The organism is Gordonia sp. G4, from assembly GCF_057770005.1.
In genome coordinates this window covers 2,011,612-2,025,776 of sequence record NZ_CM173442.1, presented here as the reverse complement: position 1 = coordinate 2,025,776, position 14,165 = coordinate 2,011,612, and the positions used below count along the sequence as shown (strand labels likewise).

Here is a 14,165-nt window from a genome sequence, read left to right as displayed (position 1 = left end):
TGAGAGCCGGAATCGAACTCTCCCAGCAATACGGCACCGACCTGACCCAAGCCGACGTCAACAATAAGATCACCCGAGTGATCGACCGCACATCGAACGAGCACAACTAAACGGCGACAGCACAGGCCAGGCCCGGCACCGATGACTCCCGGCATCCAGCGCACGCCGAGGACCCACTGGCTTCCCCTGTGGATGATGGCCTTCGCAATTGGAATCCCTCTCGGGATCATTAACTTTGAGATCAATGAGGCTGTCCGGGACAAGTGTGCAGACGGTAACTCCAGTGGTTTCGCGTACGGCGCCGACTTCATCCTCCATTCGAGCTTTCGATCGTGATCTCCTGCACCATTCCCGGGATTGCCGCAGTGGCTTATCTCTCGCGGCGCATCAACCTGTGGGTCGCCCTGCTGATCGCAACAAATTGCGGTGTAGGGATGCTGTGGTTCGGAGTAGACAGCATGGAGAGCACGCTATGGCCAACCGGGCTACCCTCAGGATGGCCAACCTGGTTGGCCTAAATCCACGCCCGATGGGCCCCGGGCGAGATTCGGGGTAGAAACCGCTTGACTCGAACGTATATTCGAGTAAAGTGGATTTATGTCATCGGGGGCGGGGGCGGAATCCACCACATCGGTGGATGCATCACGCGATTCCGTCGAACCGCGCCTGCGCGCCGACAATGAGCTTTCTGCCGCCGAACTCGTCGAGGTTCTGAATCACTGTGCGGGACTGGCTGCGTCGGCGGCGCATCGGATGATGACCGTGGCCAGCCTCATTCACGACGAACGTGCGATGGACTACGCCCAGCGGCGCGCCGAGGTGCACAGCGGTGAACTCGACTCCCTCGAAGCGTTCGACGCGTTGTCGGCGCAGGTGGCCGCCGGTGAGGACCCCTACGAACAGTTCGGGCCGGACGGGCTCGAGCAGGCCATCGCCGAAGTCGGCGCCACCCTCGCAGTGACCCCGGCCGAGGCGAAAGACCTCATCATGGCCGGTGACGCCCTGCGCTACCGACTGTCCTTCACCGGACATGCCTTGGCCTGCGGACGAATCGACAAGCGCCGCTTCCTCATCGCACTCAAACGCACCGACCTGATCACCGACGCCGACGAGATGCAAACAGTGGACGCCCACCTCGCCGAGGCGATCTTCGCCCGCGCACCCATGTCCACAGCACGCTTCACCGCCATGGTCGACGCCATCGTCGCCGCGTGGGCACCTGATGCGCTCCGGCGACGCAAAGAGCGGGTGAACGCCGACCGCAACGTGTCGATCACCCCGGATCGGTTCACCCCCGGCCAATCCCGGATCTCGGGTACCTTGCCCGACGCCGACGCCGCCGAATTCAACGCCCGCCTCTCAGCGATGGCCGCAGCGGTGCACCCCGGGGACCCGCGCACCCTGCCCATGCGACGCGCCGACGCCCTCAAAGCACTCGCCCGCGGCGAAGTCGCCCTGACATGCCGCTGCGCCGACTGCGACGCTGCCGCAGCCGAACCCGACACCACTGCGGGACAGGAGCTCGACGAAACCAGGGGCGACACCGACACTCTCGCCGACGCACCAGCCGTCGACGCGATCGTCGCCGAGCCGCACGAGCCGGCCGCTTCGTCGTCCCCGCCGCACGCTCCGCGCGCGACCTTCCACATCGTGGTGAACCTGTCGACGCTGATCGGCCTCGACGACGACCCCGCGTTCCTCGACCGGCACGGCATCATCGACGCCGACACCGCCCGCCGGCTGCTCGCCGAAGCCCGACGCACCTACATCCAGCCCACCCCCGCCGACCCCGACGCGCCACCGGGACCCGCCGCAAACAGTTCAGTGACCCGGTACACCCCGTCGAGAAAGCTCCAGGCTTTGGTGCGGGCGGGCGAGTTGTGCTGCACCTTCCCGGGCTGCAATGCGCCGGTGTGGCAGATCGACCTCGACCACACCGATCCGTTCGACCACACCGACCCACGTCGCGGTGGCCGCACCGAAGCGCGCAACCTCAAACCGCTGTGCCGGTTTCACCACCGGATCAAGACCTTCACCAGCTGGCAGGACCACCAGGACGAGTTCCTGACGGCCTGGTTCACCACACCCACCGGCCACATGTTCGTCGGCAACGCCTACAACGGACGCGACCTGTTCAACCGGCTCGCTCCCGGCCGGCCTCCCGACCACCCGGCACGCGACACACTGAACCAGTTGCGCACCAACGACTTCCGACGCCAACAGCGCGCCGAGAAGCGCTGGAACGACGCCAACCCGCCACCCTTCTAGACACCGCCGGTCACGACAACACCGACGCGGTGGGCGAGGTCATGAATTCCGGGAAGCTCCGTAGTAGCGGCGCAGGAACTCGTCGCGGTACTCGGTGTAGGTGCCGTTCTCGATGGCTTCGCGGGCACGGTCGACGAGGGTGACGATGAAGGACACGTTGTGCAATGTCGCCAGGGTTGCGCCCAACCCCTCCTTGGCCTTGAACAGATGGTGCAGGTAGGCCCGGCTGTATTGCGACGTGTAGTTCTCGATCTCGGGGTCGAGCGGCCGGAAGTCGCTGCGGTACTTGGCATTGGTGACGTTGTATCGACCGTCGAGTGAATAGATCGCACCGTTGCGGGCGACCCGGGTCGGCGACACGCAGTCGAAGGTGTCCACGCCGTTCTCGATGGCGGTGAAGATGTCGTCGGGTTCACTGATCCCGAGCAGGTGTTTCGGCGAGTCCTCGGGGAGCTCGTCGTTCACCCAGCCGACGATCGTACCGAGGTTGTCCTTCTCGAGCGCCCCGCCGATGCCGTAGCCACCGAAACCCTTTCCGCCGACCGCGCGGTCCGCCTCGCTCAACGCGACGAGATCGCGGGCCGCCTTGCGACGAAGGTCCTCGTACTGGGCGCCCTGGATGACACCCCACAGCGACTGCTGGGGACGATGAGCGCGCTCGACACTCAACCGGTTGTGTTCGTCGAGGCACCGGATCGCCCACAGGCGGGTCCGCTCCAGCGAATTGACCTGGTACTCGCGGGTGTTCATCAGCGTGGTCAGCTCGTCGAAGGCGAAGATGATGTCTGCCCCGAGCTGGTGCTGGATCTGCATCGACACCTCCGGCGTGAACCGGTGGGCCGACCCGTCGAGGTGCGACTTGAAGGTCACCCCGTCGTCGTCGACCCGCGAGAGCCGTTCCTTGCCGTTGGCGGTGAGGTCGTCGTCGGGGGTGCCGGTGGCCTCCATCGAGATGACCTTCTTGAACCCCGCACCCAGCGACATGACCTGGAAGCCGCCGCTGTCGGTGTAGGTGGGACCCCGCCAGTTCATGAACGCCCCGAGCCCGCCGGCAGCGTCGATGATCTCGGGACCCGGCTGCAGATACAGGTGGTAGGCATTGGCAAGCACCGCCTGGGCGCCGAGGGCGGAGACAGATTCCGGCAGGACCGTCTTGACCGTCGCCTTGGTACCGACGGGAACGAACGCGGGGGTGCGGATCGGTCCGTGCGGTGTGGTGATCGTCCCCGTGCGCCCGCGGGTGCCGGCCAGGGTGGTGCCGACGACGTAGGTCGGGTCGGCGATATCGGTTCCGGTACTGCTCACGTCCAGCATCTTCGCAGGTCGAGGGGGCCCACCCCAAACCGGCGCGAGACACCGGCGACCCGTTCGGCCGGTGACATCCCATTCGCTACGGTGGTGAACCATGTCGCGCAGAACTCGTCCCACCGGTGCCACCACGAGCCACTCTCGCCGATCGATCAGGGTTGCCGCGGCGACCGTCGGACTCGCCGCGGCGATGTCGACGCTCCTCGCATGCGGCGCGGAACAGGACATGACCACCGCGTCGTCGACAACTCAGGCCGGCGCCGCGGAGTCGGGACCACAGTCCGCAGAACAACCCGCCACCTCGCCTCCGGTGGTCCCCGGTCGCAAACCCGTGTCGTCGACGCCGACCTCCAGCGCGACGCAGTCCGACGACTCCGACACCACCTGCGGCACCATCCCCGGCCCCGACGGCGCGCTGCGCGTGCTGATCCTCGCCGGCGACGTCGCCTGCGACTCGGCGACGAGCATCGCCGCCCAGTACGGCCCGAAGATCGCGAGCGGCCAGCAGCAGTCGGTGGCCGGATGGACCTGCGCACCATCCCAGCTCGAAGGCGTCCTCGCCGCCTGCCAGAAGGGCACCGCGGTCATCGGTTTCGCACCCTGATCCTCGCAATGGGCTTGACCCTCACGTGACGTCAGGCAGCAGGGTTGTCGGTGTGAGCGAGGAAAAGCACACTTCGAAGATGGATGCCCGGGAGCTGACCGTGGGTGTCGTCGCCGGCATGGTCGGCGTCAGCATCCGCACGCTGCACCACTACGACCAGATCGGTCTGGTGGTGCCATCCGGCCGGACCCCGGCCGGATACCGGGTGTACGACGACACCGACGTCGAACGACTCCACCAGGTACTCACCTATCGAGAGCTGGGCTTTTCCCTCGAGCAGATCGCGACCCTGCTCGACGACCCCGATGCGGACCCGCTGAGTCATCTGCAGACCCAGCGTGCGCTCCTCACCGACCGGATCGACCGCTTGCTCCGGATGGTCGCAGCACTGGAGGAGATGATGAACGCCAAGAACGAGGGCATCTCGCTGTCGGCGAGCGAACAGGCCGAGATCTTCGGGGACGACTGGCTCGGGGACGAGTACGCCGCCGAAGCCGAGGAGCGCTGGGGGAACACCGAGGCGTGGACGCAGAGCCAGAAGCGGTCCGCCCAGTACTCCAAGGACGATTGGCAGCGGATCAAGGACGAGACCGACGATCTCGAGCGCCGTCTCGCCGAGGCGATGCGTCGTGGGGTGACACCCGGCACCGCCGAGGCGAATTCACTCGCCGAGGAGCACCGTGCACAGATCGGCCGCTTCTACGACTGCGACCACGACATGCAGGTCTGCCTGGCCGACATGTACGTCGCCGATCCGCGCTTCACCGAACACTACGACGCCCAGGCTCCGGGCCTGGCTGTGTATCTGCGGGAGGTGATCCGCGCAAACGCGGGCCAAGCGTGAAGATCGCCGCCCGCCGGGCGTCGTGGTCGATTAAGTTACCTGTTCATGACCACTGACGAGGGCGTCCACAACCAATCCGGCGGAGCACGCGCGACGACCAACATCGGCGATGCGATGTCGTTGCGGACCGTCTTCACCCGGACGGGCGAGGCCACCGAGCTCCCCAAGTTCTCCCTCAGTGACTCGATGTTGTTGCCGGAGACGGCATATCAGATCGTCCACGACGAGGCGATGCTCGACGGCAATGCGCGACTGAACCTCGCGACCTTCGTCTCGACGTGGATGGACGGCGAAGCGCAGAAGCTGTACGCCGAGACCGTCGACAAGAACATGATCGACAAGGACGAGTATCCGCAGACCGCCGCGATCGAGGACCGCTGCTGGCGCATCCTCGCCGACCTGTGGCACAACCCCGACGTCGAGAATGCCATCGGCACCTCGACGATCGGGTCGTCGGAGGCGTGCATGCTCGGCGGACTCGCCCTCAAGCGGCACTGGCAGACGCGGCGCCGCGCCGAGGGCAAGTCGACCGAGAAGCCCAACATCGTGCTGTCGACGGCGGTGCAGGTCTGCTGGGAGAAGTTCTGCAACTACTTCGAGGTCGAGCCGAAGTGGGTGCCGATCAGTCCCGACCACCTCGTCCTCGACGGTCACGAACTCGAGAAGTACGTGGACGAGAACACCATCGGGGTCGTCGCCATCATGGGGCAGACCTACACTGGCATGTACGAGCCGGTGACCGCGATCGCGGCCAAGCTCGACGAGATCCAGGCCGACACCGGCCTCGACGTCAAGATCCACATCGACGGTGCGTCAGGTGCGATGATCGCCCCCTTCTGCCAGCCCGACCTCGAATGGGACTTCCGCGTCGACCGTGTCGTCTCGATCAACACCTCCGGCCACAAGTATGGTCTCGTGTACCCGGGCGTCGGGTGGATCGTGTGGCGCGACACCGAAGCACTACCGGAGAGCATGGTGTTCCACTGCTCCTACCTCGGCGGTGACATGCCGACGCTGGCGCTCAACTTCTCCCGACCCGGCGCCCAGGTCCTGCTGCAGTACTACATGTTCCTGCGGCTGGGCCGGGACGGCTTCACCCAGGTCCAGCAGGGCTCCCTCGATGTGGCGCAATGGCTTTCCTCGCAGATCGCCCAGATCGACGGGCTCGAGTTGGTCAGCAAGGGCGACACCATCCCGGTCTTCGCATGGAAACTGAAGGCCGGGCACACCGAGAACTGGAATCTCTACGACCTGTCCGACCGGCTGCGCATGAAGGGCTGGCTGGTTCCCGCCTACCCGATGGCCGACGACCTCGCCGACCTGACCGTGCAACGAATCGTCGTGCGCGCCGGGCTCAGTCACGATCTCGCGCGTGCACTCATCGCCGACATCGAGACCGAGGTGAAGTTCCTCGACCGCCTCGAGAGCCCGATGCCGCGCGAGGGCGACGGGTCACACTTCCACCACTGAGCTAGTCCAGCAGTGCCTGCGCCACGCGCTCGAGCGCGGCGACCCGACTGCCCTTGACCAGCACCGCGGCGCCCTCCTCGAGGGTGCCGAGTTCGGCCGCCACGCCGTCGACGTCGGAGACGTGCCGGGCGGAGTCGCCGTAACCGGCCTCGGCGACCGCGATGACCTCGATCCCGAGGTCACGGGCCTCGAGCGCGATCGCGTGATGCTGGGCGGGTGAGTCGGCGCCGAGTTCGGCCATGGTGCCGAGGACTGCCACCCGTCGCGTCGCGGGCAGGGCGGCCAGCGATCGTAGTGCCGCCGACATCGACGTCGGGTTCGCGTTGTAGGCGTCGTTCAGCACCACCACGCCACGCGACGAGGTCGTCAGTTCCATTCGCAGGCCGGACAACTGCGCACCGAGCAGGCCGGTCGCGATGTCCTCGACAGCGACCCCCAGACCGCCGCCGGCAGCCGCGGCGGCCAGCGCGTTGGGGACCTGATGTTCGCCGCGTGCGCCCAACCGGACATCGGTCGATCCCCACGGGGTGTGCAACCGGAACGACGCGCGTAGTTCGTCGTCCATCACGATGTCGGAGGCGTACACATCGGCGTCCGGTGAGAGTCCGTAACGCAGGACGCGAGCCGAGGTGCGGTCCGCCATCGCCGCGACGTACCGGTGGTCGGCGTTGAGCACCGCGATCCCGTCGGCCGGTAGCGACTCGACCAGTTCACCTTTCGCGCGCGCAACGGACTCGATGTCGCCGAACAGCTCCAGGTGGACGCCCTCGACGCGGGTGATCACGCCGACCGTCGGATGCGCGATGGAACACAGCAGGTCGATGTGCCCGATTCCGCGTGCGCCCATCTCGAGGACCACCGCCTCCACATCGTCGGCGGCCGCGGCGAGGGTGATCGGGAGTCCGAGCTCGTTGTTGAACGACTTCTCGCTGGCTGCGGTCCGGTAGGTGGTGCCGAGAACTCCGGCGAGCAGATCCTTGGTCGAGGTCTTGCCGACCGAGCCGGTGATGCCCACCACGCGATCGGGGATCCGGGTGCGGACGGCCCGCCCGAGGTCGGCGAGCGCGAGTGCGGTGTCGGCGACGCGGATGGCGGTTCCGCCGACCGGATCGTGCCGAGCCCTGGCGACGAGCCTGCGCGAGGTCATCGTCGCGAGCAGCGACGCGCGGCGGGGCTGTCACCGGGTGATTGCAGACCGTCAGTGCCCATCACGACGGGCACACCTCGGGTCGTCTCACCAGCCCTCGGTGTTACCCTATGCATCGTGCTCACGACCCTCCTCGATGGCGAACTCCTGGCTGAACGCCACGGTGACCCATCATTCTCTGTGGTTGCATTACACGGTTGGGGCCGAACGAGAGCAGACTGGAACCCGGTACTCAACGGACTCGACGCGATTGCCATCGATCTGCCTGGGCACGGCGCGACACCGGCTCCAATCACCGCGTGGGGCAGCCCGGAGTACGCCGAACACATCCTGGCGGCGCTCGCTCGAGAGCTCGACGACGAGGACCGCAAGCTCGTCCTGCTCGCCCACTCATTCGGTGGTCGTGTCGGCATTCACATGGCCGCCCGCAGGCCCGACCTGTTTTCCCGGCTCGTCTTCACCGGGGTTCCCTTCATTCGACCAACCGGTTCGGGAAAGTCGCCAGCGCCGTTCCGCATCGCAAAACGACTCCATCGCCTCGGACTGCTGCCCGATTCGCTCATGAACGAATACCGCCAGCGATACGGCTCCGCCGACTACCGGGAGGCCCACGGAATCATGCGTGAGATCTTCGTCAAGGTCGTCAACGAGAACTACGATGCTGAGATCGCGGCCGTCGCAGACGCGCGGATCCCAATGGACCTTGTGTGGGGATCGGAAGATACCGCGGCACCTTTGTCGGTCAACGCCGTCGTAGCCGATCAGGTGCCGAGCGCGCAGCTTGAAGTGATCAACGGCTCCGGCCATCTGCTCGATAACCCCATGCGCGGCGCACTCATCACCGCGGTGAAGAAAGGCGTAGCGGACTCCTGATGGCGACGATCATCACCATGGGCCTGTGGGTTCTGGTTGCTGCCGCGCTCGCCACCTGCAGTTACCGGTGGCTTCGGGTGGCCCAGAGGGAGCACTACGCGACAGGTCGCATGTCGGCGATTATGCTGATCTGGTTTCGCGCCCGGCCGCTCAACGTTGCCCTCGGGATCGCTGCGCTGACCCTCCTGATCGCCGGCCTATTCGCGTGGCCCGCGACGATCGCCGGATTGGTCGTCGCTGTCGCATTCCCTTGGAATCTCGCGATACACCCCAAGGAAAACCGTCTTGTCGTCACCGGCCGAGTGAAACGACTTGTTGTGGTTGCGACCGTACTGCTCGTCGTCGCGTGTGCGTTGTGCTTCAAGCCGGTCGTCGCGGCCATCCTCGTGCCGTTCACCTTCCTGATCATCGACCTCGCCCTGCTCATCACCGGTCCGATCGAACGCGCGGCGGCCAACAAGTACGTGGTGCAGGCTAAGCGGAAACTCGACGACATTGGCGCCGAGGTTGTAGCCATCACCGGCTCGTACGGAAAGACATCCACCAAGAACTACGCCGCACAGATTATCTCCACCACGCGGCCTACCGTCGCGAGTCCCGCTAGCTTCAACAATCTTCTCGGGCTCTCATCGACGGTGAACAATCACCTTCATCGCGGTACCGAGGTGTTCGTCGCCGAGATGGGCACCTACGGACCGGGCGAGATTCGGCGTCTGTGCGAAATATTCCGCCCGCGAATCGCGGCGATCATCACTATCGGCGACGCGCACCTCGAGCGGATGAAGAACCGGGATACCATCGTGCGCGCCAAGAGCGAGATCGTCGAGAACGTCGAGACCGCGGTTCTCAACATCGACGTTCCAGAGCTGGCCGATCTCGCGCAGGTCAGCACAGCGCGGGTCATCGGGGTCAGCGTCGAATCTCCCGAAGCCGAAGTCTACGTCGACGAACGTAACGGCCGGTGGATCGTGCATCATCGGTCCGCCGAGATCGCATCGGTAGAGGCGCCCCCGGCGGGACATCCGATCAACCTCGCGGTCGCCGTCGGCCTTGCCCTTGCTGCCGGGGTGCCCGCCGAACGAATTGGCCCGACCCTGACCCACCTACCCAAGGCGCCGCATCGGGCCGAGGCTATCACCGACGCCACCGGGCGAGTCGTGATCGACGACACATATAACGCGAACCCGGTCGGGGCGGCTGCGGCGCTGCGATCAGCGTCCACCCTCGCGGCCGGCAATCAAGTGTGGACGATTTCACCCGGCATGATCGAGTTAGGCCCCGACCAGCGGGTTCGGAATGAAGAGTTCGCGCGAGCGGCCACGGCGACCGACAATGACCACCTTGTCGTGGTCGGATACACCAACCGTGCCGCGCTGCGGGCCGGCGCCGATCCCGGACGCGTCGAGTTCGTAGAGTCTCGGCGTGCCGCCACCTCGTTCGTGACCAAACGTGCACAGCCCGGCGATGTCATTCTCTACGAAAACGACTTGCCCAGTCACTACCCGTAGGGTGAGCAGCGTTCCAGATGACTGAGTAGAAGGACCTCCTTGGTGACCAATCACGTTTCCATTGTCTTCGGCGGGCCCTCGCCCGAACACGAGATCAGCATCCTCACAGGCCTGCAATGTGAGCGGGTTCTCCGCGGCGCAGGTGCTGAGCAGATCAACCCGATCTACGTCGACCAGGGCGGACGGTGGCACCTCGTGCCGGCAAACACTGAGGCTCGCGATTTCACCGCGGGCGCGCCGGCGGGGAGTCGTGAGCTGGCTGTACAACTCTCACCCGAGCCGGGCGTCTGGACCAAAAAGGGGCTACGCTCCCAGCGGGTCGACCTCGGTGTCGTGATGAATGCCACGCACGGCAGTCTCGGCGAAGGGGGCGGGTTCGCGTCGATCTTCGAACTGATGGGGGTGCCTGCGACCGGAGGTTCGGCGTGGGCGGGTGCGTTGTCGATGGACAAGTACGCGTTCGGGACCGCGCTGCGCGCGGCCGGGATTCCGACTTTGCCAAGGGAACTGCTCACCGAGACGTCGACCCACGCCATCGAGGGCCCGCTAATCGTGAAGCCGCGTTTCGGTGGATCGTCGATCGGTATCGAGGTCGCCGACGACATCGAAACAGCCAGGACGCTGCTTCGGAGCAGTATCCATTTGCGCAACGGTGCAGTGGTGGAGCCCTATCGCAGCGACCTGCGTGACTACAACGTCTCCTTCCGCACCTACCCGGCGTTCGAGTTGTCGGAGATCGAGCGGCCACTGCGGCCCGAGGTCGGTTCCACCATCTACTCCTACGAGGAGAAGTACCTAAACGAATCCGGTTTGCAGGGAGCACCCCGGGAAATGCCCGCGGTGATCTCCCAGAAGACCCGCGATGCGATTCACTCGTATGCACGCGAGGTCGCCGATGTCACCGGCATCACCGGGATCGTCCGCGTGGACTTTCTCTCCAACGACGACGAGGTCTTCGTCAACGAGGCAAACACCATCCCCGGCGCGATGGCGCTTTACCTGTGGACCAAAGTGCCAGTCGACCGGCTCTTGCTCGACGCGATTGAGGAGGTGCGCAAGAACCCGCCTCGGTCCTCTGCGACGACCACCCACAACCGGAGTTCGGCGCTGCAAGCCGCAGGCGGGATCGCGGGCAAGCTGGCCGGACTGAACGTTGAACGGCACTAGCGTGGGCAACCGCGGGACGCATCTGCCCATGGGCAGGATTCGCCGGTATTTCCTGCATCTGACAAGGCAGCGCGCCCGTATCGCGTTGCTGGTCGCCGGATCGGCGATTGCCCTCTACGCGGTGCTGACCGTCGCTCAGTGGCCCGCCAACGCCAACGTTCGCGACCCGATCCAGCAGATCCTACTGATCCTGGCCGGCACCGCGGCCAGCGCCGTGTTCCTGCCCGAGCTGAGCTCGGACCTGTGGAACCTCAAGGCCGTCGACATTCGTCGGCTTATTCCGACCGAGAAACGTGCTGCGCTGGCACGGTCACTGATCGAGGCGGAATCCGCTGGCGACCAATCCGAGTGGAATAAGCTGATCTATGAGCAGGCCCTGGTACCCCTGATCGCCGCCAGCCATGAACCCGCTCAGATGATCCGCAACATGAGCTACTCGGTCCAGGCTCATCTCAACGAAGAGTTTGACCAGTTCGCTGAATCGACGACCACGGTGCAGTATCACGCGGTCCAGACGCTCTCCCGCAGCGAGCGGGTCCTACCCCCGATCGGTGAGGACCAGGACTACTGGATCAGCGCGGCTCGCACGGTGTCCGCGCTGCACCAAGAGTTCCGGAACCCGAACTGTATTGCTCGGGAGGTGGTGACTCTCTTCGACAGTGACGGCCACGAGTTGAGTGCTCAGCTCTGGCGGGAGGCCGTGGTGCGGCTGTGCACCGTCGGGGTCAACGTCAACGGCGAAACCCAGCGAATCATGCGGGAGGTGCGCAGCCCCCGCCGTGACGAGCCATCCGGCACCGCAGATTCGACACCCGATTCGCGCGCGGGTTCGGCCACGCTGCCGGTCGTCGAGGCTGGCGAGGACTACAATGAGGACATCTTGCGATGGCGCTTCCGGCCCGCCGAGGAGGACCTGCGCGAACGCGTTCCAGTGCAGATCGCTTTCGACTTCCCCGTGGTACGCGAGGATCGGTTCCTCGTCTACTTCAACTACTACTGCGCCGGGGCCACGTCGGTGTCGATGAAAGTCTTCAACTTGAGTCCCACGGCCGAGCTACGTTGCGACGCCTTCTTCGGACGGGCCAAACGTGCCGAGGCACGCAACGAGGAAGAGTATGTGCAAGGACTGCTGGCCAGTCAGCGATCGATCTCCACCGGTCGAGATTCTCTCCTGTGGCCCGGAAGTGGCGCCCTGTTTAGCTGGCACGGGTAGCGCCGATGGTATCACCGTTCCTGGTGCCACCTGATCCTCGGGCATTGTCTAGCGCCGCGATCTCGGTTCCCCCGATCAATTTCCGTGGCTGGCCGTCGGATCCCGGTGGAATCGAAATCGGTTTCAGCACAGAAGAGCTCACCGAGCCTCCAGCGACCGTCGCGACCATGCCGTACTACCGAATGCTTGCCGTTGGTCACCCGCCGGCACTGACCTTGCTCCGCACCGGCGTCTGCGGACGCCTCTCCGTGGCATCGGCGGCGTTGCCGGGCGCATTCGGACTGGTCATCCTCGATGGCTGGCGGACACGAAAGTTCCAGCGTGAACTGGTCAATTACTATTCGACCGACCACGACCCAGTCGGTGCAGGATTCGTGTCGTCGGCCGACGACCCGGACTTCGCGCCACCGCACGTAACTGGCGGCGCAGTCGATCTCACCATCTCTTATAACGGCATTCCTCTCGCACTCGGCACCGACTTCGACGAGTTCACTCCTGCCGCTGCGACGGACTGGTATGAAACACACGCTGTGAAGGGAGCCGATGCCGTGCTCATCCGCGATCTGCGTCGAATGTTCGGAAACGCGATGCTTAAGGCCGGCTTCGCCCCTTATCAACAGGAGTGGTGGCACTGGTCTTACGGCGACCAGATCTGGGCGAGGTTCTACGGGCTGCAGCACTCGATCTATCCCGCGATCGACGGGCCATGATGGCTTGTAGATCACGGTCTGCCGCGAATCACTCCGCCGAGCTGCCGTAGCCGACCGGTGCATGTCGTAGCATCAACGGCGTGACCCACCCCCTGGCTCCGCGAACGCTGCGTGTGCTGGTCTATTCCGACGATTCCGATACCAGACGGCAGGTCATCGGCGCCCTCGGAACCCGCCCCGATCCCGACCTGCCTGATCTCACCTTCGTCGAGGTCGCCACGGCGCCGATGGTGTTCGCGCAGCTCGACGCCGGTGTCATCGACGCCGTGATCGCCGACGGCGAGGCCACCCCGGCCGGCGGCATGGGCCTGGCCAAGCAGATGAAGGACGAACTCGATCCCAGCCCGCCGGTGCTCGTCCTCCTCGGACGCGCCGACGACCGGTGGCTCGCTGACTGGTCGCGCGCCGACGCCGTGTCCGTGCTGCCGGTCGATCCGATCGCCCTGCCCCGTGCGTTCGTCGAGATGGTCGGAAACGCCGAACTCTAGAAAACAGTGACTCGCGCCACACACTCACCTAGGCTTGTGTTGCAGCTCACATTCGTACTGGCGGACCAGATCGGCAGCCGGCGCGGATAGGACGAACACCCGGGCCGGCCGCACCGAACAGGTGCACTCCGGTCGCCACAAGCGAGGAGGGGTCCGCGCTTTGAACGCCTACGTCCCGATCATGATCCTCGGGGCAATCGGCGCGGCGTTTGCCGTTTTCAGCGTCTTCATCGGCATCGCGATCGGTCCGAAACGGTACAACCGCGCCAAACTCGAGCCCTACGAATGCGGCATCGAGCCGGTCGAACAGAGCCTGCTCTACCCGACGCGACGCACCGCGGGCGGCGCCGTGGCGACCGGTTCGGTCCAGCGCGTGCCGGTCAAGTACTACCTCACCGCGATGCTCTTCATCATCTTCGACATCGAGATCGTGTTCCTCTACCCGTGGGCCGTTGCCTTCGACTCACTCGGGTGGTTCGGACTCATGGCCATGCTCTTGTTCATCGTCAACGTGTCCGTCGCGTACGCCTACGAATGGCGCCGCGGCGGACTGAGTTGGGACTGA

At 65.2% G+C, this 14,165-nt stretch carries 13 protein-coding genes; 11 read left to right on the top strand and 2 right to left on the bottom strand.

Annotation, left to right across the window (positions count from 1 at the left end):
* The first annotated feature begins 597 nt into the window (after positions 1 to 597).
* A complete protein-coding gene (locus tag AC3B5T_RS08910; RefSeq protein ID WP_055476054.1) occupies positions 598 to 2,268 on the top strand; it encodes an HNH endonuclease signature motif containing protein in 1,671 nt (556 codons plus the stop codon).
* A gap of 39 nt (positions 2,269 to 2,307) precedes the next feature.
* Here the strand turns inward: AC3B5T_RS08910 and tgt are convergent, their stop codons facing one another.
* On the bottom strand, positions 2,308 to 3,582 hold the full coding sequence (gene tgt, locus AC3B5T_RS08905) for a tRNA guanosine(34) transglycosylase Tgt (RefSeq protein ID WP_010844702.1): 1,275 nt from the start codon (positions 3,580 to 3,582) through the stop codon (positions 2,308 to 2,310).
* A gap of 91 nt (positions 3,583 to 3,673) precedes the next feature.
* Here tgt and AC3B5T_RS08900 point away from each other — a divergent pair, with 91 nt between their 5' ends.
* The 3 genes from AC3B5T_RS08900 (at position 3,674) to gad (ending at position 6,494) form a co-directional block, all read left to right on the top strand.
* Complete coding sequence (locus AC3B5T_RS08900) at positions 3,674 to 4,180, top strand: hypothetical protein (protein ID WP_197282786.1); 507 nt, start codon at positions 3,674 to 3,676, stop codon at positions 4,178 to 4,180.
* Positions 4,181 to 4,259: 79 nt separating this feature from the next.
* Positions 4,260 to 5,024 carry a MerR family transcriptional regulator gene (locus AC3B5T_RS08895; protein ID WP_055476055.1) on the top strand — a complete coding sequence of 255 codons (765 nt, stop codon included), beginning with the start codon at positions 4,260 to 4,262 and terminating at the stop codon, positions 5,022 to 5,024.
* 45 nt (positions 5,025 to 5,069) lie between these two features.
* Positions 5,070 to 6,494, top strand: a complete 1,425-nt coding sequence (gad, locus tag AC3B5T_RS08890) for a glutamate decarboxylase (protein WP_055476056.1) — start codon at positions 5,070 to 5,072, stop codon at positions 6,492 to 6,494.
* Position 6,495: 1 nt separating this feature from the next.
* On the opposite strand, the gene AC3B5T_RS08885 is transcribed toward gad, so the two are convergent.
* Positions 6,496 to 7,641: a UDP-N-acetylmuramoyl-tripeptide--D-alanyl-D-alanine ligase gene (locus AC3B5T_RS08885; protein ID WP_231632724.1), complete on the bottom strand. Its 1,146-nt coding sequence runs from the start codon at positions 7,639 to 7,641 to the stop codon at positions 6,496 to 6,498.
* A gap of 117 nt (positions 7,642 to 7,758) precedes the next feature.
* On the opposite strand from AC3B5T_RS08885, the gene AC3B5T_RS08880 reads away from it, so the two are divergent.
* The 7 genes from AC3B5T_RS08880 (at position 7,759) to AC3B5T_RS08850 (ending at position 14,165) form a co-directional block, all read left to right on the top strand.
* A complete protein-coding gene (locus AC3B5T_RS08880) occupies positions 7,759 to 8,514 on the top strand; it encodes an alpha/beta fold hydrolase (RefSeq protein WP_055476057.1) in 756 nt (251 codons plus the stop codon).
* Positions 8,514 to 10,022 (top strand): Mur ligase family protein, encoded by a 1,509-nt coding sequence (locus AC3B5T_RS08875; protein ID WP_055476058.1) that lies wholly within the window; start codon positions 8,514 to 8,516, stop codon positions 10,020 to 10,022. Before AC3B5T_RS08880 ends, AC3B5T_RS08875 begins: the two co-directional genes overlap by 1 nt.
* Before the next feature lie 42 nt (positions 10,023 to 10,064).
* Complete coding sequence (locus tag AC3B5T_RS08870) at positions 10,065 to 11,189, top strand: D-alanine--D-alanine ligase family protein (protein WP_055476059.1); 1,125 nt, start codon at positions 10,065 to 10,067, stop codon at positions 11,187 to 11,189.
* Positions 11,190 to 11,217: 28 nt separating this feature from the next.
* Positions 11,218 to 12,402: a hypothetical protein gene (locus tag AC3B5T_RS08865; RefSeq protein ID WP_156354259.1), complete on the top strand. Its 1,185-nt coding sequence runs from the start codon at positions 11,218 to 11,220 to the stop codon at positions 12,400 to 12,402.
* A 5-nt stretch (positions 12,403 to 12,407) separates the two neighbouring features.
* Positions 12,408 to 13,112, top strand: a complete 705-nt coding sequence (locus AC3B5T_RS08860) for a M15 family metallopeptidase (RefSeq protein WP_084817265.1) — start codon at positions 12,408 to 12,410, stop codon at positions 13,110 to 13,112.
* Positions 13,113 to 13,192: 80 nt separating this feature from the next.
* Positions 13,193 to 13,600 (top strand): hypothetical protein, encoded by a 408-nt coding sequence (locus AC3B5T_RS08855; protein ID WP_055476062.1) that lies wholly within the window; start codon positions 13,193 to 13,195, stop codon positions 13,598 to 13,600.
* 160 nt (positions 13,601 to 13,760) lie between these two features.
* Positions 13,761 to 14,165 carry an NADH-quinone oxidoreductase subunit A gene (locus AC3B5T_RS08850; RefSeq protein WP_488358524.1) on the top strand — a complete coding sequence of 135 codons (405 nt, stop codon included), beginning with the start codon at positions 13,761 to 13,763 and terminating at the stop codon, positions 14,163 to 14,165.

What these genes read in the sequence shown, in the direction of transcription:
- AC3B5T_RS08860 (WP_084817265.1), top strand. Translation starts at nt 12,408, where the DNA reads ATGGTATCACCGTTCCTGGTGCCACCTGATCCTCGGGCATTGTCTAGC.
- AC3B5T_RS08865 (WP_156354259.1), top strand. Translation starts at nt 11,218, where the DNA reads ATGGGCAGGATTCGCCGGTATTTCCTGCATCTGACAAGGCAGCGCGCC.
- AC3B5T_RS08895 (WP_055476055.1), top strand. Translation starts at nt 4,260, where the DNA reads ATGGATGCCCGGGAGCTGACCGTGGGTGTCGTCGCCGGCATGGTCGGC.
- AC3B5T_RS08885 (WP_231632724.1), bottom strand. Translation starts at nt 7,641, where the DNA reads ATGACCTCGCGCAGGCTCGTCGCCAGGGCTCGGCACGATCCGGTCGGC.
- tgt (WP_010844702.1), bottom strand. Translation starts at nt 3,582, where the DNA reads ATGCTGGACGTGAGCAGTACCGGAACCGATATCGCCGACCCGACCTAC.
- gad (WP_055476056.1), top strand. Translation starts at nt 5,070, where the DNA reads ATGACCACTGACGAGGGCGTCCACAACCAATCCGGCGGAGCACGCGCG.
- AC3B5T_RS08875 (WP_055476058.1), top strand. Translation starts at nt 8,514, where the DNA reads ATGGCGACGATCATCACCATGGGCCTGTGGGTTCTGGTTGCTGCCGCG.
- AC3B5T_RS08910 (WP_055476054.1), top strand. Translation starts at nt 598, where the DNA reads ATGTCATCGGGGGCGGGGGCGGAATCCACCACATCGGTGGATGCATCA.
- AC3B5T_RS08900 (WP_197282786.1), top strand. Translation starts at nt 3,674, where the DNA reads ATGTCGCGCAGAACTCGTCCCACCGGTGCCACCACGAGCCACTCTCGC.